The sequence below is a fragment of the Ruegeria sp. BHSB172 genome (assembly GCF_059613165.1).
In genome coordinates, this window is record NZ_JBXWRZ010000004.1 from 103,081 (window position 1) to 129,984 (window position 26,904).

Genomic DNA, 26,904 nt, shown 5'->3' on the forward strand with positions numbered 1-26,904 from the left:
TGGACGATCGTTCAAGTTAAGCGCCACGAGCAGGGGAGGGTTCATGATACAGGCGCGCAAGGCTTATGCCTTGATCGGCGCAGGTCCGATGGGACTGGCGGCCGCCAAGGTGCTGAAGGAACAGGGCATCCCGTTCCAGGGATTCGAGTTGCATTCCGATGTGGGCGGGCTGTGGGATATCGATGCGCCACGGTCGACCATGTACGAATCCGCGCATCTGATCTCGTCCAAGTCGATGACCGAATTTGCCGATTTTCCGATGGGTGACGACGTGGCCGAATACCCGTCGCACCGGCAGATGCGCGATTATTTCCGGGCCTTTGCCGATTATTTCGGCCTGCGTGATCACTACAGGTTCAATGCCGAGGTGATCGAAGCATCGCCCCTGGGTGCGCCGGGCGATGGCTGGCGGCTAACCTGGCGGGACAGCCAAGGGACTCATAGAGCCGAATTTGCCGGTGTGCTGATCGCCAATGGCACCTTGTCCGAGCCCAACATGCCCGATTTTCCCGGCAGGTTTGACGGCGAGTTGATCCACGCCGCGCAGTACCGCTATCCCAGCCAGTTTCACGGCAAGCGGGTGCTGGTCGTGGGTGCGGGCAATTCCGGGTGCGACATTGCGGTGGACGCCATCCATCACGCCACGCGGTGCGATTTGTCGATGCGGCGGGGATATTATTTCGTGCCGAAATACGTCTTTGGCAAACCCGCCGACACGCTGGGCGGGATGATCCGCCTGCCCATGTGGCTGAAGCGCCGGATCGACGGGATGATCCTGCGCTGGTTCGTGGGCGACCCGCAGAAATACGGCTTTCCCAAGCCTGACTACAAACTCTACGAAAGCCACCCTGTGGTGAATTCGCTGGTCCTTTACCACGCAGGCCACGGCGACCTGCGCATTCGCCCCGATATCGACCGGATCGAGGGGCGCACGGTCCACTTCAAGGACGGCAGCGCCAGCGACTATGACATGATTCTGGCCGCGACCGGGTACAAGCTGCACTATCCGTTCATTGACCCGAACCTGCTGAACTGGCAGGGCGACGCGCCACATTTGTATCTGAACGCCATGCATCCCGAACGCGACGATCTGTTCGTTCTGGGCATGATCGAAGCCACCGGGCTGGGCTGGCAAGGACGCCATGAGCAGGCCGAAATGGTGGCGCGCTATATCAAGGGTCTTCAATCCGGCTGCCCCGTGGCCGCGGCGCTGAAGGCGGAAAAACAAAAAGACTATAAGCGCGCCACCGGAGGCATGCAGTACCTGAACCTGCCCCGAATGGCCTATTACGTGGACAAGGCGACCTATCGCAAGGCGGTGACAGACTGGATCGCGCGGTTCCGGAAAGCCCGCGCATGACCGGCATCGACGAGATTACGCTTAATTTCAGCCCCGGCTCGCTGACCCTGCTGAACGCGATTTTGGCGATCGTGATGTTCTCGATCGCCATCGACCTGTCACCACGCGACTTCGACCGGCTGCGGCGCGCGCCCAAGCCGGTGGTGGTGGGGCTGGCCTCGCAATTCCTGGTACTGCCGGCGCTGACCTTCCTGTTGGTCTGGCTGACCGAGCCGCGCCCCTCGATCGCATTGGGGCTGATCCTGGTGGCGGCCTGTCCGGGGGGCAATATCTCGAATTTCATCACCCATCGGGCGGGCGGGAACGCTGCGCTGTCGGTGTCGATGACCGCCTTCGCCACCATCGGGGCCATCGTGATGACCCCGTTCAACATCGCGCTGTGGGGCGGGCTGTACCCGCCGACCCGCGCCATTCTGCAGCAGACCCAGATCGACCCGGTGCAGATCGCCATCATTGTCGGGCTGATGCTGATCTTGCCGCTGGTTCTGGGCGTGACCCTGAACCAGAAGCGCCCCGCCCTGACGGCGCGGCTGCGCGGGCCGCTGCAGATCCTGTCCATGGCCATTTTCGTGGCCTTCATCGTACTCGCCCTGGCGGCCAACTGGAGTTTCTTCCTGGGCTACGCGGGGGCGGTCGCCGGGCTTGTGATCGCTCACAACGCACTGGCACTGGGGGGCGGTTGGGTCGTGGCCACTCTGACCCGGCTGTCCCCCTATGACCGGCGTGCAATCACGATCGAGACCGGCATCCAGAATTCGGGCCTTGGGCTGGTGCTGATCTTCGCCTTTTTCAACGGGTTGGGCGGCATGGCCGTGGTGGCCGCCTTCTGGGGAATCTGGCATGCCATCTCGGGGCTGGCGCTGGCGCAACTGATGGCCCGGACCGAGGCCGCCCGATGACCCGCATCCTGATCACCGGCGCCGCGGGGCTGGTTGGCCGCGCCCTGATGGACGAGCTGAGCGACCATGAGGTGTTTGCCACCGACCTGCGCCGCCCCGACACGCTGCCGGACGAGGTTCCGTTTCTGCGCATGGATGTCACCACGGGCGACCCCGCGCGGGTGATCGCCAAGGTGAAGCCCGAGGTGATCGTGCATCTGGCCTCGGTCGTCACACCTCCGCCGGGGATGTCGCGGGCCGAGGCCCATGCGGTGGATGTGGGCGGCACGCGCAAGGTGATCGATGCCGCGCTGGCCCATGGCGTGCGGCGGCTGGTCGTCACCTCCTCGGGTGCGGCCTATGGCTATCACGCGGACAACCCGGTGCCGCTGCGCGAAACCGATCCGGTGCGCGGCAACCCCGAGTTTCCCTATTCCGACCACAAGCGGCAGGTCGAAGAATTGCTGGCCGAGGCCCGAACCGCCGCGCCGCAGCTGGAGCAGGTAGTGCTACGGGTGGGCACGGTGCTGGGCGACGACACCGACAACCAGATCACTGCCCTGTTCCGCAAATCCCGCCTGCTGGCGGTGGCGGGTAGCGACAGCCCCTTCGTGTTCATCTGGACCCACGATCTGGCCCGCATCCTGAAACGCGCGGCCACCGACGGGCCGCCGGGAGTGTACAACGTCGCCGGGGACGGCGCGCTGAGTGTCGACGATCTGGCCCGCGCGCTGGACAAATCTGTGCTGCGCCTGCCGGCCTGGGCGCTGAAGGCGGCGCTGGCCGTGGCCCGCCCCCTGCGCCTGTCGCGTTACGGGCCCGAACAGGTGCGGTTCCTGCAATACCGACCGGTTCTGGACAATACGGCGCTGAAAACCGTGTTCGGCTATGTCCCGCAGAAGACCAGCGCCGAGGTGTTCGACCTTTGGAAAAGGAGTGTGGGCCTATGAAAACCGCAGTGATCTCGGGCGGGGCCGGCGGCCTGGGTCAGGCGCTCTCGGCCGCGCTGCAAGAGCGTGGATGGCGTGTGGTCTTGTTGGACCTGAAGGTGGATGGGGTGCAGGACACCGCCACGCAGATGGCGATTACCTGTGATCTTACCGATCCGGCCCAGTTGGCGCGCGCCGTGAACGATACGCTTGCGCACTGCGACAGCATCGATCTGGTCGTCTATAACGCCGGGATCACTCAGATCTGCGGGTTCGATCAGTCCGACGATACCAGCCACCGCAAGGTGTTCGAGATCAACTATTTCGCAGCCGTCTCGATGGCCCGCTCCTTTCTACCGGCGCTGCGCCAGTCGCGCGGGGCGCATCTTGCAATCTCGTCGGTGGCGGGGTTTGCGCCGCTGTATCACCGCACGGCTTATGCGGCCTCGAAACACGCGCTGGAAGGTTTCTTCAAATCGCTGCGATCCGAAGAACGGCCCCATGGCGTGCGGGTGCATATCGCGGCGCCCTCATTCGTGGCGACCAACCCGGGCCGGGCCGAGCGGCAGCCGGACGGCACCGCACGCCCCGGATCGGCCAGCGACGGCATGGACGAGATGACCCCCGAGGCGGCCGCTCGCGTGATCCTGCAAGGGCTGGATCGCGGGCGGCCCGTCATCCCGGTGGGACGGGTGGCGAGGCTGGCCTGGTGGCTGAACCGGCTGGCCCCACGCCTGTACCAGCGCCTGATGGAGCGCAATATCAACGGCGCGTGACGCGCGGCCATTATTTGCGGCCTGTTTCCCGGTGCGGGGTTGCCCTTTGGGCGCGGCTTTGCTTTGTCTTTGACGAACAATCCGGCCAGCGGGCGTTTTCTGCCCCGGACCGGTCACAGGGAGGATCTCGAAAATGGCAAAAGTTGCATTCCTTGGCCTAGGCGTCATGGGCTATCCGATGGCCGGGCATCTGCAGGCGGCCGGGCATGAAGTGACCGTCTACAACCGCACCGCGGCCAAGGCGGAGCAGTGGGTGTCGCAGCATGGTGGCCAGATGGCGACCACGCCGCGCGATGCCGCCGAAGGGGCCGAGTTCGTGATGGCCTGCGTCGGCAACGACGACGATCTGCGCATGGTCTGCACCGGCGAGGACGGCGCGTTCGAAGGCATGGCGGAAGGCTCGGTTTTCGTTGACCACACCACCGTTTCGGCCAAGGTCACACGCGAGCTGTACGCCGCGGCCAAGGCGCGCGGTATCTCCTTTGTCGATGCGCCGATCTCGGGCGGCCAGGCCGGGGCCGAGAATGGGGTTCTGTCGATCATGTGCGGCGGCGATCAGGCAGCCTATGACCGGGCCGAGCCGGTGATGCAGGTCTATGCGAAGATCTGCCGCCGTATCGGGGACAGCGGCGCGGGCCAGATGACCAAGATGTGCAACCAGATCGCCATCGCAGGGCTGGTGCAGGGCCTGAGCGAAGCGCTGCATTTCGCCGAGAAGGCCGGGCTGGACGGGCGCGCGGTGGTTGAGGTGATCAGCCAGGGTGCCGCCGGAAGCTGGCAGATGTCGAACCGATACGAGACCATGCTGGACGACCATTTCGACCACGGCTTTGCGGTGGACTGGATGCGCAAGGACCTTGGCATCTGCCTGGACACGGCGGACGAGACCGGGGCATCGCTGCCGGTGACTGCGCTGGTCGATCAGTTCTACAAGGATGTGCAGAAGATGGGCGGTAGCCGCTGGGACACCTCGTCGTTGATCAAGCGCCTGCGGGCCATGGGGTAACGCGGGGGGGCTGTCTGCCCCCCATCGCGCCAAGGCGCGATTCCCCCCGAGGATATTATTGGCCAGATGAAAAGGGCTCCGGCGGGCGCGGGGCGGAATTTCGAATGAATGATGTCAGTGCTTTTTGGGCGGTCGCGCTGCGGCGGGTCTGGGGGCTGGACGCCCGGCTCTCGCGGCTGGATGGCGAGTATGACCTGAATTTCCTAGTTCAGGCCACCAATGGGCAGGACTATGTTCTGAAGGTCATGCGGGCCGAATGCGACCCGCAGCTGGTGGATCTACAGATCACGGCGTTGGAGCATATCGCGGCCGAGGCCCCCGGGCTACCGTTTCCCAAGGTGATCCCCGGTCTGGACGGTAGCTTGTTGCCGCAGATCGACGACGACGCGGGACGGCCTCGGCTGGCGTGGCTGTTGGAGCGGCTGCCGGGCCGGTGCTATGCCAAGGCGGCGCCGAAAACCGAGGACCTGATCCTGAAACTGGGCCGGGTATTGGGGGCGACCGATCGGGCGCTGGAGCGGTTTTCGCATCCCGGCCTGGAGCGGCCGGATTTCAAATGGGACCTGACCCAGGCTGGCTGGATTGCTGACAAATTAGATGCGGTTGCCGACCCGGATCGTGCAGCCCTTCTGCGCGAGATTTGTACACAGTTCGATGCCGTCTCAAACATGCTGGCGACGCTGCCCCGGCAAGCCCTCCACAATGACGTGAATGACTACAACATCTTGGTCGAAGGAGAGCTGTCGGAGCGCCGGCAGGTTTCGGGCCTGATCGATCTGGGCGACATGTGCGCCGCGCCGCGGGTGTGCGAACTGGCGATCGCCGGGGCGTATGTGGTGCTGGATCACCCGCACCCCGAACGGGCACTGGCCGCGCTGGTGCGGGGCTATCACGCCGCAAACCTACTGCGCCCGCAGGAAGTGGACCTGATCTGGCCTCTGCTGCGGATGCGGCTGGCCGTGTCGGTCGTCAATTCCACGCTGATGGCCGCTGAAAACCCGGACGACCCGTATGTGACCATCAGCCAGGCGCCGGCCTGGCGGTTCCTCGAGGGTGGTTCGGTCAATGGCGAGCTGATGCCGGCGCGGCTGCGCGCGGCCTGCGGGCTGCCCGTCACCGACGGGGCCGAGCGCATTCACGCGTACCTGTCCGAACATCGTGGTCAGTTTGCGCAGCTGTTGGGACAGGATCTGTCGGACGTTCCGATGGGTTCGCTGTCGGTCGAAAACTCGACCTGGCCGCAGAACCCGTTTCACATGCCGCTGGACGAGGCCGCGCGGGTGGGCGCGGAATTCGGCGATGGGTTGTGGCTGGGCTATTACAACGAGCCGCGCCTGATCTATGCCGAGCCGACGTTCCGCAAGGGTCCGTGGAAGGCGTCGGACCGGCGCACGGTACATCTGGCGGTGGATGTGTTTGCTCCCGCGGGGAGGCCTTTGCTGGCGCCGCTGAGCGGTCGGGTCGAGGCGGTCGAGAACCGGGCGAACCATCTGGACTATGGCGGCATGGTGATCCTGCATCACGAAACCCCCGAGGGTGACGCGTTCTATACGCTATATGGACATCTGGATCCCGAGGTCTGTGACCGCTTGAAACCCGGCGATCCGGTGGCGCAGGGGGCGGCGTTCGCGCGGCTGGGCGATGCTGGCCAGAACGGCGGCTGGGCGCCGCATGTGCATTTCCAGCTGGCCCTGACCACGGCCGGCATGCAGGCCGACTGGCCCGGTGTCGCTGACCCGGACGAGCTGGACATGTGGCATGCGGTCTGCCCGAACCCGGCGGCCCTGCTGAACCTGCCGGACGAGAAGGTATATTATCACCCGACCGACAAGGCCGAGATCCTGAACAAACGGCGGGCGAATTTTGGGGGCAACCTGAGTCTGACTTATGACGACCCAGTGATGCTGGTGCGCGGCTGGAAACATCATCTATTCGACGAATGGGGGCGGCCCTATCTGGATGCCTACAACAACGTGCCGCATGTGGGGCACGCGCATCCGCGCATTCAGACCGTAGCGGCGGATCAACTGAAGCGAATGAATTCAAACACCCGCTATCTGCATCCGGCGCAGGTGGAATTTGCCGACAAGCTGCTGTCGAAGCTGCCCGACCACCTGCAGGTGTGCTTCTTCGTCAATTCGGGCACCGAGGCCAACGAGCTGGCCCTGCGCCTTGCCCGGGCGCATAGCGGGGCCAAGGGCATGGTGACGCCCGATCACGGCTATCACGGCAACACCAATGCGGCGGTGGCCATTTCGGCCTACAAGTTCAACAAGCCCGGCGGCGTGGGTCAGGCCGATTGGGTCGAACTGGTCGAGGTGGCCGACGATTATCGCGGCCGGTTCAAACGCGACGACCCCGACCGCGCGCGCAAATATGCCGACCTTGTGGACGACGCGATTGCCGCCCTTCAGCGCAAGGGGCACGGGGTGGCCGGGTTCATCGCCGAGACCTTCCCCTCGGTCGGGGGGCAGATCATACCACCCAAGGGCTATCTTCCCGCGGTTTACGAAAAAATCCGCACCGCCGGCGGCGTCTGCATCGCCGACGAGGTGCAGACGGGCCTGGGCCGGTTGGGCGAGTACTACTTCGGCTTCGAGCATCAGGGCGCGTCACCAGATATCGTGGTTCTGGGCAAGCCCATCGGCAACGGCCACCCTCTGGGCGTGCTGGTCACCACGCGCGAGATCGCCGACAGTTTCGACAACGGGATCGAGTTCTTCTCAACCTTCGGCGGCTCGACCCTGTCCTGCCGGATCGGCAAAGAGGTGCTGGACATCGTCGATGACGAGGGCCTGCAGGAGAATGCCCGCGTGATGGGCGCACGGCTGATGGATGGTCTGCGCGCGATCGAGGTCGAGTTCGCTTGCGTAGGCGACGTGCGGGGCATGGGCCTGTTTCTTGGGGTCGAACTGATCAACCCCGACGGCTCGGAAGGCACCGAGATCTGCCGATACGTCAAGAACCGCATGCGGGACCACCGCATCCTGATCGGCAGCGAGGGGCCGAAGGACAACATTCTGAAGATCCGCCCGCCTCTGACCATCGAGGCCGAGGATGTGGACATGATCCTGTGGGCGCTGCGGTCTGTGTTGGCCGAGGTGGGCGACTATGCCCCTGCCCCGGTTTGTAACCACACCCATCACCATGAAGGGTGCGGCTGCTGCTAAGATACGCCCCGGCCGGATTCGGCCAGGCAGTTGACCGCGCTGTCAATGCAGCACGGCCGAGGGGATCTGATGGCCGGTGGACGGTAGCGGGAAGTCCGCAGTCATACGCCGCAGAGCCAGCCCGAACTGTTCGGACAGCGACGCCAGCGCGGGTGCGAAGTCGGGGCGTACGATCAAGGCCGCCAGCATCATAGCATCCTCGCGCGCCCCTTCCGAAGCCGCGGCGATCATCTGCGCGAAACAGCTTTCGTCCGCGCCTAGACGGGCGCAACCCAACTCGTGCCGGATCAGTGGGCGGCGGCCGTGATGGGCGCACAGGCTGCACAGACGATCCAGCGCCAGCATAGCCAGCTGCCCATGATCGGCGCCCAGCGCGATGTCGAAATCATGCGCCGCGTCGGCACGGCCGGCGGCACCGTCACTCCACATCCGCAGATACATGACGGCGCCAGCCTCGATCGGTGTCAGATCCGCCAGCCGCCCGACCGGGGCGCCGCCCCGGGTGGATGCGCCGCTCATTTCGTCAAGATCAATTTGCCCGCGCGGGTGATGCGCAGGGTGTAAAGTTGGTCGCCCAGCTCGATATGGGCCAGGTTGCCGCCCTGGGTCAGATCCTCGGCCTTGTGGGCCGGCAGCATCGAAACGGCATAGGCTTGGGTCGGATTCGGGTTCTGCGCGTTCATCGGGTCATCTCCGGTTGTGTTCAGGCAAAGCGCCTTTTCCGTTCGGTTTTCATGGATTTGGCTGGCCCGGCGCCGGGTTGGCTATGCGTTTACGCTCTTAATCTGATAAAAATACTAAGGTATGTCAAGAGCCGGTTTTTCAACCGAACCGTTGCGCCCCATCGGCAGGCCCGCTAGGCCGGGGCGGATGACCGACGGAAGGGACAAGGATGACGGCGGCAATCGTGTTTGATCTGGACGGCACGCTGGTGGACAGCCTGGCCGACATCGCGGCGGCGGCAAACCGGATGCTGGCCGATCAGGGCCTTGCGCCCCTGCCCGAAGAAACGATCCGAGGATTCGTCGGCAATGGCCTGCCCAAGCTGGTAGAGCGGGTGATGGTCCATTGCGACATGGACATGAACAGGCACGGTAAACTGACCCAGGCGACCCTGCGCCACTATACAAACGCGTCCAGCGCACGGACGCGTTCCTATCCAGGGGTGCAAGAGGCGTTGGAAGCCCTACGGCAGGCGGGCATGTCCTTGGGTCTGTGCACCAACAAGCCCGAGGCACCGGCACGACACATTCTGCAGGCGCTGAATCTGGAGCCCTACTTCGACGCGGTGATCGGCGGTGACAGCTTGCCCGTGCGCAAGCCCGACCCCGATCATCTGAACGCCGCATTCGACGCTTTGGGCCAGCATCCGGTCAGAATATTCGTCGGCGACAGCGAGGTTGATGCGGAAACCGCGCAGAGGGCAAACGTGCCGTTTCTGCTGTTTTCCCGCGGCTACCGGAAATCGCCAGTCGCTCGGATCCCGCATCATTCCACGTTTGACGAATTTCTCGACCTGCCCCAACTGATCCAGTCGCAACTCACGGCGTAGTCCGAACAAGCCCAACCCTGGGGCACAATCAGATCGCGATCGTCAAGAATTTCGAGGGGCCGGCCGAGGGGGTAGGTAGCCAGCCCCTCGCGGGGAAAGTGGTAGGCCAAGTTCAACCTTGGTTAATCAGAAACTAGCCCGGGCGCAGCCCCGCCGAAATTGGGGGTTTCCCGTAGTCCCGACATTTTTTTGACGCTCCAAGGAATTTTGGCTGCGTCTGACGCATCGGTTCAGGCCGTCCGGGCCGCCGCTTTGTCCAGAAGTGCCTCGTACATGTGGGGATAGACGAACCGCGCGGCCGCACGGGCGATCACCAATTCTTCGTTGGTGGGAATCACCATGACCTGAACCCGCGACAAGGGCGTCGAGATTATCCGCGCATGCTCGGTATTGGCGTCATGGTCCAGTTCGATTCCCAGCCAGCCCATATTGGCGCAGATGCGTTCACGGACCAGCGCCGAATTTTCGCCGATCCCGCCGGTGAACACTACCGCATCCAGCCCGCCCAGAACGGCTGCCAGGGCACCCATCTCGCGCCGGGCGCGAAAGTTGAAATAGCTGATGGCGCGGCGCGCGGCCCCGGTATCCGCCTGCTCGAGGGTGCGCATGTCGTTGGACAGGCCGGACAGGCCAAGCAGACCCGACTTGCAATACAGCAACTCGGTGATTTCGTCCGCAGTCATGCCTTTCTGCTGCATCAGATACAGCACAACGCCCGGGTCAAGCTGGCCGCAGCGGGTCCCCATGGGCAGGCCGTCCAGAGCCGTAAAGCCCATGCTGGACCCCACCGAACGCCCATGGATCAAGCCGCACATCGACGCGCCATTGCCCAGATGGGCCACGATCACCCGCCCACCATGCAAAAGAGGCGCGGTCTTGGCCAGATGGTCCGCGATGTATTCATAGCTGAGCCCGTGGAACCCATAGCGCCGCACGCCCATGTCGTAATATTCGGTCGGCAGTGCAAAGGTATCGTTCACCCACGGATGGTGGCGGTGAAAAGCCGTGTCGAAACAGGCGACCTGAACTGCCTGGGGAAAACGCTCGATCGCGGCGCGCACCCCTTGCAGGTTGTAGGGTTGATGCAGCGGCGCGAAGGGCGCCAGATCTTCCAGCGCGCGCAGGCTGTCTGGTGTCAGCTGAATTGGGCGATCATGCTTTGGTCCGCCATGGACGATACGATGCCCGACGGCCACGATTTCGGCCTTTGGAAACCATTGGGTCAACAGATCCAGAACCCGGTTCATCGCCGCCATGTGATCCGCGATGGGCCCGACCTCGTCGCCTCCGAGGACCCGGCCATCCGATGTCTTGGCTGCGATGGTCGCCTCGGGGCTTCCGATGCGGTCGACCGCGCCGGTGCAGATCGCCACCGGGTCATCCTTGTGCAGCGTGAACAGGCTGAATTTCAGCGAAGACGAGCCGGCGTTCAGGGTGACCACATGGCTCATGTGACAACGCCTCCGGTCCGGGCCGCATGCAGGGCGGCGATGGCGCATGATGCCAAACGGGCCTTGTCGTCGTCGGACCTGCTGTTGAGAATGATCGGCACCCGGGCACCCAAAACGACCCCGGCAGCCTTTCCGTTGGCGACATAGGCCAGTTGCTTGGCCAGCATGTTCCCCGCATCTAGATTGGGCACGACCAGGATCTCGGCCTGCCCGGCCACCGGCGACATGATGCCCTTGGTGCGGGCCGCGTCCAGGCTGACGGCGTTGTCCATGGCCAACGGCCCCTCGACCAGACCACCCGTGATCTGCCCGCGGTCCGCCATCTTCGACAGCAGCGCCGCGTCGACCGAGGACGGAATCGCAGGATTCACCGTCTCGACCGCCGAAAGCACGGCCACCTTGGGCGTCGCGAAGCCCAGCGACCTGGCAAGGTCGATTGCGTTCTGGGTGATGTCCACTTTGGTCTCCAGATCCGGCGCGATGTTGATCGCCGCATCGGTGATCAGGATCGGGTGCGGCTGGCCGGGCACATCCATGACGAAGACATGCGTGAAGCGCCTTCCAGCCCGCAGGCCGCGCTCGCGCCGAAGGGCCGCCCTCAACAGATCGTCGGTATGAAGATGACCTTTCATCAGCGCCCGGGCGCGGCCATCCGCCACCAGGTCAACAGCCAGGCTGGCCGCATGGGCATGCGAGGCGGCCTCGACGATCTCGACGCCGTTCAGCGTGACGCCAAGCTCTTGCGCGGCCGCACGGATCTTGGCCGGGTCGCCGACCAGAATGGGATGGATGATCGTTTCGCGCGCCGCCAGCATGGCCCCGCCCAACGAATTGGCGTCCTCGGGGGCGGCAACCGCCGTCGGAATGGGGTCGAGCGGCCGGGATTTCTGCACCAACGCATCGAAGTGACGGTGACGCAGAACGACAACTCTTGGCGTTTCGATCCCGTCGACCGGCACGGGGCGGTCCGGCGCGACCGCCACGACCTGGCCTGACAGGATCAAGGCGCCATCGCTCGGACGAGTCACGGCGACCTCCAGCAGCACCTCGCGGTTCGGGCGCTTTTCGGCCACGGTCGCTCGGGCCAGCAACGCGTCTCCTGCGGCGGCGGGCGTCGCCAGGTCGAAGGTGCAGGATTTCTGAACCGCACCCAAGCCGGGCAAAAGATTGCCCACGACCGCCGAAACCAGCCCGCCGACAAAGGCCGGAGACGCAACCAGCTTGCCGCTTTCGGGCAAGGCGGAATGCAACGCGCCGTGATCGCCGCAGGCCGCGGCAAAAGCCAACAGATCGTCATCGCTGCACACGCGTTCGAGTTCGGCGGTCTCTCCGACCTGGATCTGGTCATAGGGCTTGGTGTCGTATCGCATCTGATGCTCTCTGCTGCGCCGGTCCGGTGTGAAATGCGGTGTAAGCCGCCGTCAACGGCGCCCGCGGTGTTTCCGACCGGACCCTGAGGGAATGCGGTGGAAAAGTCCAACCTTTCCCGATCTACACCGCCCGACGCGCGTCGTCTTCCGGCAAACCGTCAGAATATCGGCAGAACCCGGCGGGCCATGGTCCGCCGCGGGCGGTTGGTTTCAGACCCGCGACTTTTCGAACGCGGCCCACGCCTGCTGAAAGGCTTCGAAATCGAAGCCCGGTTGGCAGGCTGCATCCAGAATGATGCGTTCGGTTTGAATCAAGCGCCCGACGGCGTCCTCCAGCCGGTCGATGACTTCGGCGGGCACGACCACCGCGCCGTGACGATCCGCATGCACCAAGTCGCCGGGCCGGACCGTCAGGCCGAAAATGGAAACCGGCGTGTCGATCTCGCGGACGTGGACAAAGCCATGGCTGGGGCCAATCGATCCCGCAATCACTGGAAAGCCCGCCGGCAAGTCACCCAGATCGCGCATAACGCCGTTGGTCAACGCTCCTGACAGGCCGAACCCTTTGTGGACCGTGGTGTTGATCTCGCCCCAATAGGCGCCGATGCAATCGGGAAAGTCGAGGTCTTCGATCACCGCGACCGCAGGCGACGGGGCCGCTGCCATGTACTCATAATAGGCCATCCGGCGCTGGCGGATGACCTCGGGCGCCTCGGTCGGCGGATGCACCGCGGCGATTTTTGCGGTGCGGGCAAAGCCCACGACCGGCGGCTCGGTCGGGGCCGAACACACCATGGTGCCGCGCGTGAACCCGTCAAAGCCGCGCTTGCCCTGTGCGAACTCGATCGCGTTGCAGACGGTGGGGGTGTCGACCTGGCGCAGCAGGGTCAAAAGGGACGGTGTCATCATTCCTCCAGCCAGCGGCGCAGGGCCGCCGTTGTTTCGTCGGGTTGCTCGAGCGTCGGCAGATGCCCCGCGCCCTCGATCACCGACAGCGTGCCGTTGGGCAGCAGACCGTGCATCAGCTCGTGCCGCTCGACCGGGCATAACCCGTCCTGCCGCCCGCACAGAACCAGCGAGGGTCCTGCGAAAGACCGCAGCGTCTCGGTCTGATCCGGGCGATCCATCAGGGCGCGGGACTGGCGCAGAAAGACGCCCGGGCCAAGATCCATGGCCATTGCCATGCACAGATCGAGAATCGCGCCCTGACGCGGGCCATCGGCCAAATAGTTCGGCTTCATCTCGTCGCGCATCACGCGCCACAGCTCGCCCCGTTCGACCGCCGCCATCTGGGGGATGCGACGGGCCTTGACTTCGGGCCGTTCGGCCAGCGGGTTGGTGTCGAGCAGCGCCAACCGCGCGACCCGGTCCGGCGCCTGACGCAGGACCTCCATCGCGACGATGCCGCCCATGGACAGGCCGGCCAGCGCAAACCGGCCGGGGGCGCAGGCCAGCACATCGGCGGCCAGCGCCTCAACACTGTCATGGTCCGTCAGCGGCACGCTGATCAGCGGGGTTGTGCCCGACAGCGCCGCGATCTGTGGGGCGAACAGGCGCGCGTCGCACATCATGCCGGGCAGCAAAACCAGCGGGGTCATTTGACCAGCGCCGCCCCCTCGGCCAGGGCGGCCAGTTTGGCATAGGCGATCTGCGGATCGACGGCCCCGAACCCGGCGAAGGTGCCGAACCCGCAATCGCTGCCGGCGATCACGCGGTCGGCGCCCACGATCTCGGTGAAGCGGCGGATCCGCTGCGCGACCAGTTCGGGGTGTTCGACAAAATTGGTGGTGGTGTCCACGACCCCCGGCACCAGGATCTTGTCGTCGGGGATCTCGGCCCTGCGGTCACGGAACACGGTCCATTCATGGGCGTGGCGCGGGTTCGAGGTTTCGAACAGGACATAGCGTGACCTGGTCGCCATCAGCGTCGAGAACACCTTGTCCATGGCGATGTCGCAGCAATGCGGGCCTTCGTAGTTGCCCCAGCAGATATGCACGCGCACGCGGTCCTGTGGTACGTTCTGCAGGGCGTGGTTTAGCGCTTCGACATGCAGGTTGGCGACCTTGACGAACTCATCATCCGACAGGTCGGTGAACAGCATGTGGCGCGACAGGGCCAGGTCGGGGCAATCGAGCTGCAGATCTAGCCCGGCGGCCACGATGGTTTCGTATTCGTCCTTCATCGCATCGGCCAGCGCGGCCAGATATGCCTCGCGCGCGGGGTAATGCGCGTTCTGCAGGAACAGCGAGATCACGCCCGGCGAGGCTGCGTTCATGAACCCACGCTCGACCCCGTGCTGCGCCATGGCCGATTTCAGGTTGGCGATGTCCTTGTTCAGCTCATCCTGCCCCTTGGACCGCACCTCGCCCGTGCATTGCGGACGGGCGTATTGCGGGGTGCCGCCCTCATCCGCCAGCCGTTGCAGAAAGCTGGGGAACATCTTCAGGTCGGCGGGCGCGTTACGCGGGCTGTCCCCGGAAAAGCCGGTGTAGCGATCCTTGACATAGGTCGCGTACGAGATCTTGGAGGTCTCGCCGTCGCTGACGATATCTACCCCCGCCTCGACCTGCTTGCGCACCGTTTCGGAAACGGCCCGGGTCATGCAGGCATCGAAGGCGGCGGCATCATAGGGTTCGCCCCGTTCGCGGGCGAAGATGAAATCCACCACCTCCTGCGTGCGGGGCAACGAGCCCACATGGGTTGTCAGTATCCGTGTCATGCGGGCTCTCCTTTCGTTACTGGCCGGTCCAGGTTGCGCCGGCCGGATCATCGGTGGCCACGATGCGATACAGGCTGGCCTCGCCGGTCATCGAAGGCTCGAGCGTATAGGCCTCGCCTGGGTTCAGCAGGCAGGTGTCGCCGGGGTTCAGGATCGCCTCGGCCTGGTCGGTGCACAGCAGCCAGTGGCCGCGCACGGGCATCAGCACGGTGTGCTTCTCGGGCGTGACCTTCCCTGCCCCCAACGAACCACGGGTCAGGAATTCGACCTCGAAACCGGGGCGGTCCTTCAGTAAGGCATCGGGGCCGATCACCCTGGCCGGTGCCTTGGCGGCCAGCGCCATCAGGTCCCAGTAGCGGGCCACATAGTCGCGCACCACGCTCTGCACCGGAACCTCGGGGAAGGCCTTGAGTTGCTCCTCGGTCAACAAAGGCATGGGTTCGACACCGTCGGGCAGGTTTTCGCCCTTCTTGGTGTCGTACAGCACCCCGTTTTCGCCCAGCACCAGACCATGGGCCGAGGCATCCTGAATGACCTGCGGCGCCCAGGTCACCCCGCCGCCGGCATCATCGCCCCCCAGGATGGCCATGATCATCCCGTAATCTGTGCCGATATTTTCAAAGCCGCGGAAGATACCGGTGGGAATGTTGAAGATGTCGCCTTCCTCCAGCACGACTTCGCCGGCGTCACCCCAGCGGCCCCAGAAGAAGCGCCACCGCCCCTTGAGGACAAAGAACACCTCGGCGGTGGTATGGCTGTGCAGCGAGTTGCGGCATTTGGGCGGCTGGCCCGCGGCGCCGATGTTGAAGCCGGGCGTGTCGCGGATGTGGACATGCTGATCGGGGCTTTCCGAGACGCCGCCGCCGATGATGGTGAAATTTTCCTTCTGATCCGAGCCGGGCGTGTGGGCGTCGATGAAGGCGGTTTTGCAGGGCTTTAGTTCGCCATAGCGGACGATGCGGGTTTCAAGCTGGGTCATTTTTGGGCTCCTGTGATTGGGTTGAACGATGGGAAGAGACCCCGTTCAACCCGGTGGTCGCAGGTTCAGACGCCGCGCCCGCAGCGAGGCGCGATGGGCATGGAACCGCCGCGCAGCCTGGCTGTGGTTCAGCCGGTATGGCCACGGTCTGAGCATCAGGGCTCGCCCGTCTGCAGCAGGATCTGCTTCCACACGGCGGTTTCATCGAACAGCGTGTATTCGCGGCGCAGCTTGGGCTGGCCGGAAATCAACGCGCCGAACTCGGCATGGCTGATGCCCAGCACATAGACCTGCGCCCCGGTCGGCGCGCCGAAAACTCCCCAGCCGTCATGCTTGCCCCACAGGCTCCAGCGGATCGCGGCGCGAGGCGGCATGTTGGGATCGTTGCGGCCGATCTGGTGCTCGATGCGGAACTCCGCATTGGGGAAACTGGCGCGCAGCCCCATCCAGAACCGGTCCACCGCATCCCAGCCGTGCCCCGTCAGGCCGCCGACATATTCGGACTGCACCGCGCGGTCGTATTCGGCCCCGACAACGCCCATGTCGGCGCCCATGATCCGGGTCAGGATGTCGGCATAGCGCTGGCCCCACTCGTTGTCGTTGCCACTGCCCGTGTAAGGGCCTGGCTGGTCGGTGTCGGGCGACAGGGGTTTGACGCAGTTCTGCGGCCCGCCTTCGCGCGCGATGAGGTCGGCAGCGTATTCCTTGGGGTCCCAACCCATCTGGCGCACGATCGCGCCCTGATCGCGGATCAGCCATTCATCGTTGATCTGGTTGTCGATCGCGTGGCAGTCGGCCATAATCCGATAGCGCAGCTTGGTCCCCGTGGCCTTGCCATAGACCCCGTCGCCCAGATGCGTGGCGGTCGAGATGATCCGGTGCGAGCTCAGCATGCCGTCCTCGGGCGTGCCCGACCAGATAACGTCCTCGCCCAGCAGCTGCCGGTCTGGAAACTCGGCCAGGGTCGCCATCGTGGCGCCGATGACGTTCTGGTTGCCCAGCACCACTGAGGCGGGCGACCGCACCACGATGTCGGGGCTGTAATAGTCGTGCAGCGTGGCGATGCCGCGGTCTTCCCAGATCTCCTTGGTGATGCCGATGATATAGTCAGGGAAATCCTTGAACTTGGGATCGAAGCCTTTCATGAGTCAGTCCTTTTGGGGGTCCACCCCTTGGGCAGCCGCGCCGAGGTCCGCACGACGAGAGGTCCGTCGATGGCAACCTTGCGGGGGGCGGCGTCCTTTGGGTTTTCAATGTGATCAAGCAAAGCGGTCACCGTTTCGGCCACCATCAGGTTGGCGCGCTGACGGATCGTGGTCAGGTTGTAGGCCGGCCAGCCAGCGGGCGGCACATCGTCGTAGCCGATGACCGAGACATCCTCGGGGATGCGCAGGCCCAGTTCGAACCGGATTACGTCCATCACCGCCAGCGCCATGTGGTCATTGGCCACGAACACGGCATCCGGGCGCGCCTCGGGCGCCACGTCGAACATGCGGCGGGCGGCTTGCCGGGCGTTTTCGGTGTGGAAATCGCCAGTGTCATGGGCAAACAGGCTTTGGCCGGCGGCGGCCAGCGCGGCGCGGAATCCCGCCTCGCGGTCGCGCTGGGTCGAAGCACCCTGCCAGCCCGCGATGTAGGCGATGCGCTGGTGCCCGCCCGCCAGTAGAAACTCGGCCACCTTGCGGCCGCCGGCATAGTTGTCCGAGGTCACGGTGGTGATGCCCTCGATATCCTGGCTGCGGTTGAACAGCACCACCGGAACGCCCGCCTGCTGGCAGCGGGTGGCGATATCCGACGACATCGGCACCGAGGCCAGAATGACCCCGTCCACCTGATAATCGAGGATCTCTTCCATCACGTCGTCGATGTTTCCGGCCGAGCGCGAGGCCATGAAGATCAGCACGTGATAGCCATGCTCTTGCAGGCGGTTCGACAGTTTCTCCAACGCCTCGGGATAGAAGTAGTTGTCAAGGTAGCCGACCACCAGGCCGATGATCCGGCTTTTGCCCGACACCATCGCCCGGGCCAGCACGTTGGGACGATAGCCCAGTTCGGCCGCCGCCTTGCGCACCTTCTCCTCGGTCTTCTTGCTGACCGAAGCGCCGGGCGTGAACACCCGGCTGACCGCCGACTGGCTGACGCCGGCCAGTTGCGCGACCTGAAGCGATGTGACCTTGTCAGCCATCAGTCTGCCGTCCATCCGCCGTCGATCAGCATCGACGTGCCGGTGACCAGCCCCGAGGCGTCGGACGCAAGATAGAGAACCGCGCCCATGATGTCCTCGACCTCGCCTACGCGGTTCAGCTTGATCTTGTCCATGATCCAGGCCGCGCGTTCGGGGTTGTCGAAGGTCGATTGCGTCAGCGGGGTTCGGATGAAGGTCGGGCAGACCGTGTTGATGCGGACGCCCTGCTTGCCCCATTCGATCGCCATCGCCTTGACCATGCCTTCCAGCCCGTGCTTGGTCGCGCAATACAGCGCCCGGTCGATGCCGCCGACATGGCCCATCTGACTGGAGATATGGATGATCGAACCAGGCCGCCCGGCCGCCATCAGCGCCTTTGCGGCATAGGCCGAAAGGAAATAGGCCGAGCGCAGATTGACACTCGTGACCGCGTCGAAATCCTCGGGCGTGGTTTCGACGGCTGGCCCGTGCCGCGCGGTCCCGGCCGAGTTCACCACCACGTCAAAGGCTTGCGCGGCGAACAGCGCCTGCAACGCGGTCAGGTCGCTCTGATCCAGCACCCGCCCCTCGGCCGACCAGCCCTGAGCCTGCAGAGCGGAAACCGCTTCGTTCAGCCGCTCGGCCCCGCGCGCGGCGCAGACCACATGCGCCTCGGCCTCGGCCAGGGCGACAGCGCACCCCAATCCGATGCCCGAAGATGCGCCGGTGACCAACGCGGTCTTGCCGCTCAGCGAGAACGAAGGGGTGCGGGGCAGTTGGGTCATCAGCTCATTCCATCCGGGATTTCAATGCGCCCCACGTTCCGGGCCTTGTTGAATTCCCGCAGGCGGGCAAAGACGTCAACGCCAAGCTGCGCATAGGCGTCCAGAAGATCGACCAGAACCCAGTTTTCGCGGATCCGTCCGTTCTCCAGCCGCCAGAAATCGAGGCTGCGCATGGTGATCCGCTTGCCCGAAGGCGCGATGCCCATCCACCCGTCATGGGTGACGGTCTGGATCATGTTGGGCCAGCCCGTCACTGCCGCATAGTCGCCATCGCCGAAGAAATGATAGGTGATGTCGTCGACATATTGCCCGCGATCCGGCATTCCGTTCAGGAACGGGATCTGGTGCCAATTACGGAACCCGGCATAGCCGCGCCCGGTGCCGATGCCCGAAGGCCCGTACCAGTTCATGCGCGGATGCCAGAACCGCTCCATCTCCATCACCTCGGGCCCGCCCTGCGAGGGGTGCTTTTTCAGATGTTCCAGCATGTCGATGATGTGCTGGCAGGTGGCGCGGCCCTTGTCGGTGTCGTAGGGCCCCGGCACCAGACCGTCCTGCGTGGCCGGGCCGGGCACATGCCATTCGCGTCCCAGGCTGGGCGCCATCGGCCATGCGCGGGCCTGCATCATTACCTCGGGGATGTCCCACAGGGCCTGCATTTCGACGATCCGGCCGTTCTCGAACCGGTAGAACTCGTGAAACCGCATGGTCACCTGATGGCCGGTGGGCGGGATGTCCAGCCACGGACCGGTGAAGGTTCCGGTATAGTAGCCGCCGCAGCCGACCCAGTCGGCGCCGAACTCGTCCGGTCCGGCCATCACGATATAGTCGCGCCGTTCGAGGTCCGGCCAGGCATCCAGCAGGCCCTTGAAGGCCAGATCGTAGAACGCCTCGCAGCCGGTGCTGTCACCGAAAGGATGGCACAGGCGGAACAGAGCGTCAGGCGCGGTCACCTGCGCCAGCGCGTCCCGCACGCCGGCTTCGTCGAAATCATACATCGCCGCCCGAAGCGGCGCGATCAGCGCCTTGTGCTGCGTATGCTTGTCACTCATTCGGCGGCATCCCGGTATGGGGCCGGTGCGCCATACGGCACGTTGATGCCGCCATAGCGGCGCACCCGTACGTTACATTGTTCGGCATGGCCCACGAACCCTTCCAGCAGACACAGACGCGAGCCGTACTCGCCGATCAGGGTTGCCGCCTCGTCGGTCAGGATTTTCTGATAGCTGTGGGTCTTCAGGAATTTGCCAACCCACAAGCCGCCGGTATAACGCCCGGCCTTCTTGGTCGGCAGAGTGTGGTTGGTGCCGATCACCTTGTCACCGTTCGACACGTTGGTACGCGGCCCCAGGAACAGCGCGCCATAGCAGGTCATGTTGTCCAGGAACCAGTCATCGCGATCGGTCATCACCTGAACATGCTCCGAGGCGATCTCGTCGGCGACCTGCAGCATCTCGTCATAGCTGTCGCACAGGATCACCTCGCCATAATCCTGCCAGCTGACCCGCGCGGTGTCAGCCGTCGGCAGGATGCCCAGCAGGCGGTCGATCTCGGACAGCGTCTCCTCGGCCAGCTTGCGCGAGTTGGTGACCAGAACCGCGGGCGAGTTGTAGCCGTGTTCGGCCTGCCCCAGCAGGTCAGTGGCGCAGATCTCGGCATCGACGGTTTCATCGGCGATCACCATGGTCTCGGTCGGGCCGGCGAACAGGTCGATGCCGACGCGGCCGAACAGCTGGCGCTTGGCCTCGGCCACGAAGGCGTTGCCGGGGCCGACCAGCATGTGCACCGGGTCGATCGTTTCGGTACCCAGCGCCATCGCGCCGATCGCCTGAATACCGCCCATGACATAGATCTCGTGCGCGCCGCCCAGATGCATGGCGGCGATCACCGCCGGATTCGGCTTGCCCTGGAACGGAGGGGTGCAGGCGATGACGCGCGGCACCCCCGCAACGCTGGCCGTGGCCACTGACATATGAGCCGAAGCCACCATCGGGAACTTGCCGCCGGGCACATAGCACCCGACCGACTGCACGGGGATGTTCTTGTGGCCCAGGATCACGCCCGGCAGGGTCTCGACCTCGATATCGGTCATCGAGGCGCGTTGCGCGCGGGCAAAGTTCATCACCTGCTCCTGCGCGAACTTGATGTCGGCCAGCTCACGGTCTGACAGCTGAGCGATCAGGTCGTCGATCTCCTGTTGCGACAGGCGGAACGAGGCGGGCGAATAGTTGTCGAACTTCTCGCTCAGCTCGCGTACGGCGGCGTCGCCACGGGTTTCGATATCCTTCAGGGTTGCCTCGACCACGGCGCGGGTCTTGGCGTCATCCTCGGCCCGGTCTGCGTCGGACTTGCCGCGTTTGAGATACTCGATTGCCATTGTCTTGATCCTCAGTTGTCGGGACGGGGCGGAATTTTCTCGCCCCGGTCATATGCTTCCCAGCCGTGGCCCTGGAAGAGGTCGACGCCCAGCTGCGCGGCGACATGGGCGAAGTCGACGTTCACCCAATTGTCGACGATCTTGCCGTCGACCACTTTCCAGAAATCCATGTAGCGGATCTCGACCCGCTTGCCGGTGGGCGGAATGCCCAGAAATTCACCCGAATGGGTCGCCTCCTGCCGGCCAAAGGCCGCGGCCCATTCGCCCATGTAGAGCCGCGCCTCGTCGATGCAGACCTTGTCGGAAAACGCGGCCTGGAAGGGGCGCTGCCAGTTGTCCTGAAACTCTTGCAGACCGTTCTTCGTGCCGCAGCCTTGGTTGCCCATCCAGCGGAACCCTTCAGCGAAGAACTCGCCAATGTCGTTAATGCGGTGGTCATTCAGGCCGTCGACCATGGCTTCGATCACGCGGCGCGTGTCTTCGGTCTTGGTCAGGTCGGTGTCGCGGGTCAGAACCGCTTGTTCAGGTCGGGAACCTTTCATCGTCTTGTCCTTGTCAGATTGTCAGGGATTGGGGATCGGGGGAGCATGCCCCCAAACCCGGGAAAATCCCTTGGCAACCTGTTTAGCGCCGGGTGGCGCGTCAGGGCGTTATGGCGGAACCGGCGGCTCATCAGCCCTTGACCGCGCCGGCGGTCAGTCCGCTGACGATCTGGCGCTGGAAGATCATGACCAGGAAGAAGAGCGGCGCGGTGATCGACACGGCGGCGGCCACGGCGACGACCTGGTCGGTGGTGGTGGTTTCGCGGTTGAACATGCCGGCGATGGCGGGAACCATGGTCTGGTTCTGCGCGTCCAGCAGCAGCGAGGTCACCAGAAAGTCGTTGTAGGCCAGCAGGAAGCTGAACAGCCCGGTAGTGATGACGCCCGGCCACATCACAGGCATGATCACCCGACGGAAGGCCTGGAAATGGTTGCAGCCATCCACGCGCGCGGCTTCGTCCAGCTCGGCCGGGATGTTCTGGAAGAACGACCGCAGCATCCAGATGGTAAAGGGCTGGTTGATCGCCACCAGAACCGCGATCACGGCAAAGGGCTTGCCATATAGCGTGGGCGCGTTTTCCCCCAGGATCGGGCGCAGCCATTCGGCCGAGTTGATGAAGACCGGCAAATAGCCCGCCACCAGAACCGAGTGCGGCAGCGCGCGGAACACCAACGCGACGATCAGGATCCAGAACGCAAGCGTCGAGCCGGACCGCGCCAGCCCATAGCCCGCCAGCGTGCCCACTGTCAGCGACACGGTCACGACGCCCGCGGTAACGATCAGCGAGTTCTTGAAGTTGTTGGAAAAGCCGCGGTCGATCCAAACGGTCTTGTAGTGCTCTGTCGTCAGACCCAACACGTCGCGCCCCAGCGGGCCGAACAGTGGGTTCAGCACGTTCAGAATGGCCGGCAGAACAATGAAGAACACCAGCAGAAAACCCAGCACCAGAACCAGCCCGCCGATGATCCAGCCGAACCAGGCCTGCCCTGGCCGCGTGTAGGACTTCACCATTTCGGGCAGGGTCTTGGTGGCCAGGCGCGCGGTGGCCCACAGCACTGCGATGCCCATCAGGATATCGAGGATCGAGATCCCCTTTCCGGTCTCGAGCGTAGCCGGACCGAAGATCACGTTCAGCGCATTGCCGTCGAATGCGTCCACCGGCGACTTGAAGCTCATCACCGTGATCCAGAAGATCGGGAAGGCCGCCACCAGGCACCAGAAGGCCAGGAAGAAATTCGATGTCAGCCGCAGACCGAGCGGTTGGCGAAGCGCGCTTGAGGACATGTCAGTGGCCTCCCTTATGGTCGCGCCATGTCCGGCGCAGCGGTGCGATGAGAAGGATGACGATTCCGACCATGGTCAGCATGGCGCTGGCCGAGGCCCGGCTGATCGAACGGTTGCCCGCCTGATCCGGCACGAGGAAGTCATAGGTCAGCCATTGCAGCGAGATGACGTAGCCTTGGCTCGAGAAGCCGACGATTTCTTCGAACACCCGGTATGCGTCCATCAGATGAATCATCGACACGAAGATGATCAGCGGCATCAGGTGCGGAATGACGATGTATTTCAGGCGCTGCCAGCGGCTTGCGCCGTCGATAACTGCGCTTTCAAGGCTGTCCTGGTTCACGGTCTGAAGACCGGCATAGAACACGATCGCGGCAAAGGGCGCGACATGCCAGACGCGGTACAGCATCATCAGCAACTCGATCGTCCAGGCCTGCGCGAACAGGGCGATGTCGCGGTTCAGCCACCATTCCAGCATGGCCGTCAGGATGCCGTCACCGCGAAACAGCCAGTTGATCGACAAGGCACCGATGACCGGCGTGATGATAAAGGGCAGGAGCGACACGAAGATCACCGGCCCCCGGATCGCCTGCGCGGCGTTGTTGATGACGATGGCGATGGCCAAACCGAACCCGATCACAAGCGGCAGGGTGATCAACGTGAAGGTCAGCGTAAAGCGCAGCGCCTTCCAGAAATTGATGGTGGACAGCACGCTCCAGTTGCCTTCGCTGATCGCGCGCCAGGCCCGTTCGGGCTCCAGCACGTTGCGATAGCTTTCCAGCCCGACAAACTGGGTCTGCGTGATGATCTCGCCGTGTTCATCAAGTTTCGGAATAGACTTTTCTTCGGTCACGCAGGTCTGCGTCAGGAAGCCGGGCGTGCAGGTCTCGACCTCGACCGTCTCGTAGATGGGCTGGGTGACATAGAAACTCTGCTTGAACACGCTGACCAGCGGGAACGCGATGAAGAGAAGCATCATAAAGACAGAGGGGCCGACAAAGGCGGCAAATGTCCGGAAATTCATGGCTCTGCCTTTCTCATGGTTCTCGGTGGTGGAAGATGCGGGAGGAGGTCGGCCCCCTCCCGCGTGCGGATCAGTTGCCGACCAGACCTGCTTCTTTTGCGGCGGTCAGATAGTCGGCTTCGATGTCGGCCAGGGTGGTCTGGGCGTCCTTGGCACCGGTCAGATAGTCGGCCAGTCCATTGCCCAGCGCGGTGTGCATGATGCCCATCGGCCCCGACGCCGGGTAGGGCTTGGCGCCTGCTTCGGCCGAGGCGGCAGCACCCGCGGCCAGTTCACCGGGCGTGTAGGCCGGGTTCAGCCAGACTGCGACGTCATTGTTGGCCTGCACCATTTCCGCGTCGATGCCTTCCATCATCACGCGGAAGGCGGCGTCGGCTTCCTCGTCGCTCATGTTCTTGGCCAGAACCATGCCGTCCCACCAGATCGTGGTCGCCGGAGCCGCCGACCCCAACGGAGCCGCCGCCATCGTCACCTTGCCGACCACTTGGCTTTCGGCCTCGTCGTTCATTGCGGCCGCGCGGCTGGCCCACAGGTTGGCCATGGCGATCTTGCCCTGCTGGAACTGCTGCTGAACGTATGTCGAATCCGAGACCAAGTATTCCGGGTCCATATATGCCGTCATCGCCTTGAGCGTTTCCAGCGCGCGAACCCCCTGTTCGTTGTTGATCGCGGGCATGTTGCCTTCGGCAAAGAACTCGCCGCCCTCGCCCAGATACATGTTCACGAATTCCTGACCCAGGTTCCAGCCGGTCTTGAACGTGCCGCCCAGCGGATACTCGACCACGCCGGCTTCCTTGATCTTTTCCGCCGCGGCCAGCACGTCGGCATAGGTCTTGGGCTCGGCAATGCCCAGATCGGCCAGAATGTCGCTGCGGTACATCAGGTGCTGTGCGTTCACCATCATGGCGATGGCCATGGTCTGGCCGTCCACCTTGATCAGCTGGTTCGGCAGCAGGTCCTGGCCGTATTTGGCGACCAGATCATCCAGCGGACGAATGGTGCCCGCGTTCAGCAGCGGCACCAGCGTGGCGTTCGACACGCCGCCGATCTGGTACAGCGCCGGGTTGGCCGCAAAGGCTTCGGGTTGCTTCTCGCGGAATTCCTGATCCAGCGAGGCGCTGAAATTGCCGCATTCGGCCATGGCGTCGGTGGCGGCCTTCCAGGCCTCGAACCCGGCCGAAAGCGATTTAAGCGGAACGGTGTTTTCGAACGAACAGGCGGCCCAAGCGGCGCCCGAGGCCACCGACATCGCGCCGGCCAGTATGAGTGTCTTGAGTTTCATGCGTTTCTCCCTGTCAGGATCGGTCCGTCGTCGACGTCCGGACCGGTGGTTTGCCCTTGCGGGCTGTTGCGGGGTCAATCCCCGATCCGCGCACCGCTTCCAGCTTCGAAGAGATGACAGATTTCGCTTGGCACCGAGAACGAGACGGAATCGCCGATCTCGGCGCGGAAAGACTTGTCGGCCTTGACCGAGACCAGCGCGCCGCCGACCCGGACCGAGATCATCGTGGCGTCGCCCAAAAGCTCGAGCGTATAGATCGGGGCCGTGATCTGACCCTGCTCTGAAGCAAGAGCGGCGTCCTCGGCCCGGAACCCCAGCGTCAGCGGCCCGTCGGGGGCATCTATTCCGGGGATGTCCACGTGCTGCGCGCGGAACACGCCATCTTCGACGCGGCCCTCGATCAGGTTCATGGCGGGTGAGCCGATGAAGCTGGCCACGAAGGTGTTGGCGGGGCGGTCATAAATGTCGGTCGGGCTGCCGACCTGTTGCACGATGCCCTTCTTCATCACCACGACACGGTCGGCCAGGGTCATCGCCTCGATCTGATCGTGGGTGACGTAGATCGTGGTAACGGCCAGTTCGTGGCTGAGGTTCTTGATCTGCGCCCGCGTCGATACCCGCAGCTTGGCATCTAGGTTCGACAGCGGCTCATCCATCAGGAACACGTTCGGTTCGCGCACGATCGCGCGGGCCAGAGCGACCCGCTGGCGCTGACCGCCCGACAGCTCGGCCGGTTTGCGATGCAGAAAGTCGTCCAATTCGACCATCGCGCTGGCGCGGCGCACTTTCTCGTCATGGGTCGCGGGGTCGATGCCGCGAACCTTCAGCGGAAAGCGGATGTTTTCATAGACGTTCATGTTGGGGTACAGGGCATAGCTCTGGAACACCATCGCCACGTCGCGGTCCTTGGGTTCCAGATCGTTGACCACCTTGCCGTCGATCAGGATCTCGCCCTCGGTCACGTCCTCGAGCCCCGCGATCATGCGCATCGTGGTGGTCTTGCCGCATCCGGACGGCCCCAACAGCACAAGGAATTCGCGGTCGGCGATGGTCAGGTCGAAATTGTGGACCCCCACGAACGACCCCCAGCGCTTGCCGACGTTGCGCAGTTGAATTTCCGCCATGGTGCCTCCCGGGAAGGAATCGTTTTGCATACGTTTGCAAAAGAGTAATCCAGCCACATCAATTCTGGCAAGACAATTTTGCAAACGTATGCAAAACTGTCCGAAGCAGGTGATTCACACACTCCTGACCT

General features: G+C 64.1%; 25 protein-coding genes. 7 read left to right on the top strand and 18 right to left on the bottom strand.

Going from position 1 to position 26,904, the window contains the following annotated elements; all coding sequences use genetic code 11:
• Positions 1-43 precede the first annotated feature (43 nt).
• The 6 genes from AC2FM3_RS03560 to AC2FM3_RS03585 all read left to right on the top strand — a co-directional run bounded on the left by AC2FM3_RS03560 (position 44) and on the right by AC2FM3_RS03585 (position 8,119).
• The gene (locus AC2FM3_RS03560; RefSeq protein ID WP_496679095.1) at positions 44-1,360 is read left to right on the top strand and encodes a flavin-containing monooxygenase; all 1,317 of its coding nucleotides are present in this window, start codon (positions 44-46) and stop codon (positions 1,358-1,360) included.
• The gene (locus AC2FM3_RS03565) at positions 1,357-2,259 is read left to right on the top strand and encodes a bile acid:sodium symporter family protein (RefSeq protein ID WP_496679096.1); all 903 of its coding nucleotides are present in this window, start codon (positions 1,357-1,359) and stop codon (positions 2,257-2,259) included. The genes AC2FM3_RS03560 and AC2FM3_RS03565 overlap by 4 nt, the downstream gene beginning before the upstream one ends.
• A complete protein-coding gene (locus AC2FM3_RS03570; RefSeq protein ID WP_496679097.1) occupies positions 2,256-3,188 on the top strand; it encodes an SDR family oxidoreductase in 933 nt (310 codons plus the stop codon). The genes AC2FM3_RS03565 and AC2FM3_RS03570 overlap by 4 nt, the downstream gene beginning before the upstream one ends.
• A complete protein-coding gene (locus AC2FM3_RS03575) occupies positions 3,185-3,943 on the top strand; it encodes an SDR family NAD(P)-dependent oxidoreductase (protein WP_496679098.1) in 759 nt (252 codons plus the stop codon). Before AC2FM3_RS03570 ends, AC2FM3_RS03575 begins: the two co-directional genes overlap by 4 nt.
• A gap of 133 nt (positions 3,944-4,076) precedes the next feature.
• Positions 4,077-4,949: an NAD(P)-dependent oxidoreductase gene (locus AC2FM3_RS03580; protein ID WP_496679099.1), complete on the top strand. Its 873-nt coding sequence runs from the start codon at positions 4,077-4,079 to the stop codon at positions 4,947-4,949.
• A gap of 104 nt (positions 4,950-5,053) precedes the next feature.
• Positions 5,054-8,119 carry an aminotransferase class III-fold pyridoxal phosphate-dependent enzyme gene (locus AC2FM3_RS03585; RefSeq protein ID WP_496679101.1) on the top strand — a complete coding sequence of 1,022 codons (3,066 nt, stop codon included), beginning with the start codon at positions 5,054-5,056 and terminating at the stop codon, positions 8,117-8,119.
• 42 nt (positions 8,120-8,161) lie between these two features.
• On the opposite strand, the gene AC2FM3_RS03590 is transcribed toward AC2FM3_RS03585, so the two are convergent.
• Positions 8,162-8,638 (bottom strand): hypothetical protein, encoded by a 477-nt coding sequence (locus tag AC2FM3_RS03590; protein ID WP_496679102.1) that lies wholly within the window; start codon positions 8,636-8,638, stop codon positions 8,162-8,164.
• On the bottom strand, positions 8,635-8,802 hold the full coding sequence (gene hemP, locus AC2FM3_RS03595) for a hemin uptake protein HemP (RefSeq protein WP_005978533.1): 168 nt from the start codon (positions 8,800-8,802) through the stop codon (positions 8,635-8,637). The genes AC2FM3_RS03590 and hemP overlap by 4 nt, the downstream gene beginning before the upstream one ends.
• 209 nt (positions 8,803-9,011) lie before the next feature.
• Here hemP and gph point away from each other — a divergent pair, with 209 nt between their 5' ends.
• Positions 9,012-9,671, top strand: coding sequence for a phosphoglycolate phosphatase (gene gph / locus AC2FM3_RS03600; protein ID WP_496679103.1), 660 nt, complete (start codon positions 9,012-9,014; stop codon positions 9,669-9,671).
• 230 nt (positions 9,672-9,901) lie between these two features.
• Here the strand turns inward: gph and AC2FM3_RS03605 are convergent, their stop codons facing one another.
• The 16 genes from AC2FM3_RS03605 to AC2FM3_RS03680 all read right to left on the bottom strand — a co-directional run bounded on the left by AC2FM3_RS03605 (position 9,902) and on the right by AC2FM3_RS03680 (position 26,773).
• Positions 9,902-11,122 (bottom strand): acetate/propionate family kinase, encoded by a 1,221-nt coding sequence (locus AC2FM3_RS03605; protein WP_496679104.1) that lies wholly within the window; start codon positions 11,120-11,122, stop codon positions 9,902-9,904.
• Complete coding sequence (locus AC2FM3_RS03610) at positions 11,119-12,492, bottom strand: bifunctional enoyl-CoA hydratase/phosphate acetyltransferase (RefSeq protein ID WP_496679105.1); 1,374 nt, start codon at positions 12,490-12,492, stop codon at positions 11,119-11,121. Before AC2FM3_RS03610 ends, AC2FM3_RS03605 begins: the two co-directional genes overlap by 4 nt.
• Positions 12,493-12,702: 210 nt before the next feature.
• Positions 12,703-13,398, bottom strand: a complete 696-nt coding sequence (locus AC2FM3_RS03615; protein WP_496679106.1) for an RraA family protein — start codon at positions 13,396-13,398, stop codon at positions 12,703-12,705.
• Positions 13,398-14,090 (bottom strand): alpha/beta fold hydrolase, encoded by a 693-nt coding sequence (locus AC2FM3_RS03620; protein ID WP_496679107.1) that lies wholly within the window; start codon positions 14,088-14,090, stop codon positions 13,398-13,400. The genes AC2FM3_RS03615 and AC2FM3_RS03620 overlap by 1 nt, the downstream gene beginning before the upstream one ends.
• Positions 14,087-15,211 (bottom strand): cobalamin-independent methionine synthase II family protein, encoded by a 1,125-nt coding sequence (locus tag AC2FM3_RS03625; protein ID WP_496679108.1) that lies wholly within the window; start codon positions 15,209-15,211, stop codon positions 14,087-14,089. Before AC2FM3_RS03625 ends, AC2FM3_RS03620 begins: the two co-directional genes overlap by 4 nt.
• A gap of 16 nt (positions 15,212-15,227) precedes the next feature.
• Positions 15,228-16,190: a cupin domain-containing protein gene (locus AC2FM3_RS03630; protein WP_496679110.1), complete on the bottom strand. Its 963-nt coding sequence runs from the start codon at positions 16,188-16,190 to the stop codon at positions 15,228-15,230.
• A 155-nt stretch (positions 16,191-16,345) separates the two neighbouring features.
• Positions 16,346-17,335 carry a nuclear transport factor 2 family protein gene (locus AC2FM3_RS03635; protein ID WP_496679112.1) on the bottom strand — a complete coding sequence of 330 codons (990 nt, stop codon included), beginning with the start codon at positions 17,333-17,335 and terminating at the stop codon, positions 16,346-16,348.
• The gene (locus tag AC2FM3_RS03640; protein WP_496679113.1) at positions 17,332-18,375 is read right to left on the bottom strand and encodes a LacI family DNA-binding transcriptional regulator; all 1,044 of its coding nucleotides are present in this window, start codon (positions 18,373-18,375) and stop codon (positions 17,332-17,334) included. The genes AC2FM3_RS03635 and AC2FM3_RS03640 overlap by 4 nt, the downstream gene beginning before the upstream one ends.
• The gene (locus AC2FM3_RS03645; RefSeq protein ID WP_496679114.1) at positions 18,375-19,139 is read right to left on the bottom strand and encodes an SDR family NAD(P)-dependent oxidoreductase; all 765 of its coding nucleotides are present in this window, start codon (positions 19,137-19,139) and stop codon (positions 18,375-18,377) included. The genes AC2FM3_RS03640 and AC2FM3_RS03645 overlap by 1 nt, the downstream gene beginning before the upstream one ends.
• Positions 19,139-20,191: an ester cyclase gene (locus tag AC2FM3_RS03650; protein WP_496679116.1), complete on the bottom strand. Its 1,053-nt coding sequence runs from the start codon at positions 20,189-20,191 to the stop codon at positions 19,139-19,141. The genes AC2FM3_RS03645 and AC2FM3_RS03650 overlap by 1 nt, the downstream gene beginning before the upstream one ends.
• The gene (gene hisD / locus AC2FM3_RS03655) at positions 20,188-21,516 is read right to left on the bottom strand and encodes a histidinol dehydrogenase (RefSeq protein ID WP_496679117.1); all 1,329 of its coding nucleotides are present in this window, start codon (positions 21,514-21,516) and stop codon (positions 20,188-20,190) included. The genes AC2FM3_RS03650 and hisD overlap by 4 nt, the downstream gene beginning before the upstream one ends.
• A gap of 11 nt (positions 21,517-21,527) precedes the next feature.
• Positions 21,528-22,058, bottom strand: a complete 531-nt coding sequence (locus tag AC2FM3_RS03660) for an ester cyclase (protein WP_496679119.1) — start codon at positions 22,056-22,058, stop codon at positions 21,528-21,530.
• Positions 22,059-22,188: 130 nt separating this feature from the next.
• Complete coding sequence (locus tag AC2FM3_RS03665) at positions 22,189-23,343, bottom strand: carbohydrate ABC transporter permease (protein ID WP_496679123.1); 1,155 nt, start codon at positions 23,341-23,343, stop codon at positions 22,189-22,191.
• 1 nt (position 23,344) lies between these two features.
• Entirely contained in the window at positions 23,345-24,367 is a 1,023-nt protein-coding gene (locus AC2FM3_RS03670; RefSeq protein ID WP_496679125.1) for a carbohydrate ABC transporter permease, read from the bottom strand.
• Positions 24,368-24,437: 70 nt separating this feature from the next.
• Positions 24,438-25,649, bottom strand: coding sequence for an ABC transporter substrate-binding protein (locus AC2FM3_RS03675; RefSeq protein ID WP_496679128.1), 1,212 nt, complete (start codon positions 25,647-25,649; stop codon positions 24,438-24,440).
• A gap of 74 nt (positions 25,650-25,723) precedes the next feature.
• Positions 25,724-26,773: an ABC transporter ATP-binding protein gene (locus AC2FM3_RS03680; protein WP_496679129.1), complete on the bottom strand. Its 1,050-nt coding sequence runs from the start codon at positions 26,771-26,773 to the stop codon at positions 25,724-25,726.
• Between the last annotated feature and the right edge of the window lie 131 nt (positions 26,774-26,904).

Bases quoted from the DNA above. Each gene is read 5' to 3' on its own strand.
- AC2FM3_RS03580 (WP_496679099.1), top strand. From the start codon at position 4,077: ATGGCAAAAGTTGCATTCCTTGGCCTAGGCGTCATGGGCTATCCGATG.
- AC2FM3_RS03670 (WP_496679125.1), bottom strand. From the start codon at position 24,367: ATGAATTTCCGGACATTTGCCGCCTTTGTCGGCCCCTCTGTCTTTATG.
- AC2FM3_RS03565 (WP_496679096.1), top strand. From the start codon at position 1,357: ATGACCGGCATCGACGAGATTACGCTTAATTTCAGCCCCGGCTCGCTG.
- AC2FM3_RS03590 (WP_496679102.1), bottom strand. From the start codon at position 8,638: ATGAGCGGCGCATCCACCCGGGGCGGCGCCCCGGTCGGGCGGCTGGCG.
- AC2FM3_RS03610 (WP_496679105.1), bottom strand. From the start codon at position 12,492: ATGCGATACGACACCAAGCCCTATGACCAGATCCAGGTCGGAGAGACC.
- AC2FM3_RS03620 (WP_496679107.1), bottom strand. From the start codon at position 14,090: ATGACCCCGCTGGTTTTGCTGCCCGGCATGATGTGCGACGCGCGCCTG.
- hisD (WP_496679117.1), bottom strand. From the start codon at position 21,516: ATGGCAATCGAGTATCTCAAACGCGGCAAGTCCGACGCAGACCGGGCC.
- AC2FM3_RS03560 (WP_496679095.1), top strand. From the start codon at position 44: ATGATACAGGCGCGCAAGGCTTATGCCTTGATCGGCGCAGGTCCGATG.
- AC2FM3_RS03660 (WP_496679119.1), bottom strand. From the start codon at position 22,058: ATGAAAGGTTCCCGACCTGAACAAGCGGTTCTGACCCGCGACACCGAC.
- AC2FM3_RS03665 (WP_496679123.1), bottom strand. From the start codon at position 23,343: ATGTCCTCAAGCGCGCTTCGCCAACCGCTCGGTCTGCGGCTGACATCG.
- AC2FM3_RS03645 (WP_496679114.1), bottom strand. From the start codon at position 19,139: ATGACCCAACTGCCCCGCACCCCTTCGTTCTCGCTGAGCGGCAAGACC.
- gph (WP_496679103.1), top strand. From the start codon at position 9,012: ATGACGGCGGCAATCGTGTTTGATCTGGACGGCACGCTGGTGGACAGC.
- AC2FM3_RS03675 (WP_496679128.1), bottom strand. From the start codon at position 25,649: ATGAAACTCAAGACACTCATACTGGCCGGCGCGATGTCGGTGGCCTCG.
- AC2FM3_RS03605 (WP_496679104.1), bottom strand. From the start codon at position 11,122: ATGAGCCATGTGGTCACCCTGAACGCCGGCTCGTCTTCGCTGAAATTC.
- AC2FM3_RS03575 (WP_496679098.1), top strand. From the start codon at position 3,185: ATGAAAACCGCAGTGATCTCGGGCGGGGCCGGCGGCCTGGGTCAGGCG.
- AC2FM3_RS03630 (WP_496679110.1), bottom strand. From the start codon at position 16,190: ATGACCCAGCTTGAAACCCGCATCGTCCGCTATGGCGAACTAAAGCCC.
- AC2FM3_RS03640 (WP_496679113.1), bottom strand. From the start codon at position 18,375: ATGGCTGACAAGGTCACATCGCTTCAGGTCGCGCAACTGGCCGGCGTC.
- AC2FM3_RS03615 (WP_496679106.1), bottom strand. From the start codon at position 13,398: ATGACACCGTCCCTTTTGACCCTGCTGCGCCAGGTCGACACCCCCACC.
- AC2FM3_RS03585 (WP_496679101.1), top strand. From the start codon at position 5,054: ATGAATGATGTCAGTGCTTTTTGGGCGGTCGCGCTGCGGCGGGTCTGG.
- AC2FM3_RS03625 (WP_496679108.1), bottom strand. From the start codon at position 15,211: ATGACACGGATACTGACAACCCATGTGGGCTCGTTGCCCCGCACGCAG.
- AC2FM3_RS03570 (WP_496679097.1), top strand. From the start codon at position 2,256: ATGACCCGCATCCTGATCACCGGCGCCGCGGGGCTGGTTGGCCGCGCC.
- AC2FM3_RS03635 (WP_496679112.1), bottom strand. From the start codon at position 17,335: ATGAAAGGCTTCGATCCCAAGTTCAAGGATTTCCCTGACTATATCATC.
- hemP (WP_005978533.1), bottom strand. From the start codon at position 8,802: ATGAACGCGCAGAACCCGAATCCGACCCAAGCCTATGCCGTTTCGATG.
- AC2FM3_RS03680 (WP_496679129.1), bottom strand. From the start codon at position 26,773: ATGGCGGAAATTCAACTGCGCAACGTCGGCAAGCGCTGGGGGTCGTTC.
- AC2FM3_RS03650 (WP_496679116.1), bottom strand. From the start codon at position 20,191: ATGAGTGACAAGCATACGCAGCACAAGGCGCTGATCGCGCCGCTTCGG.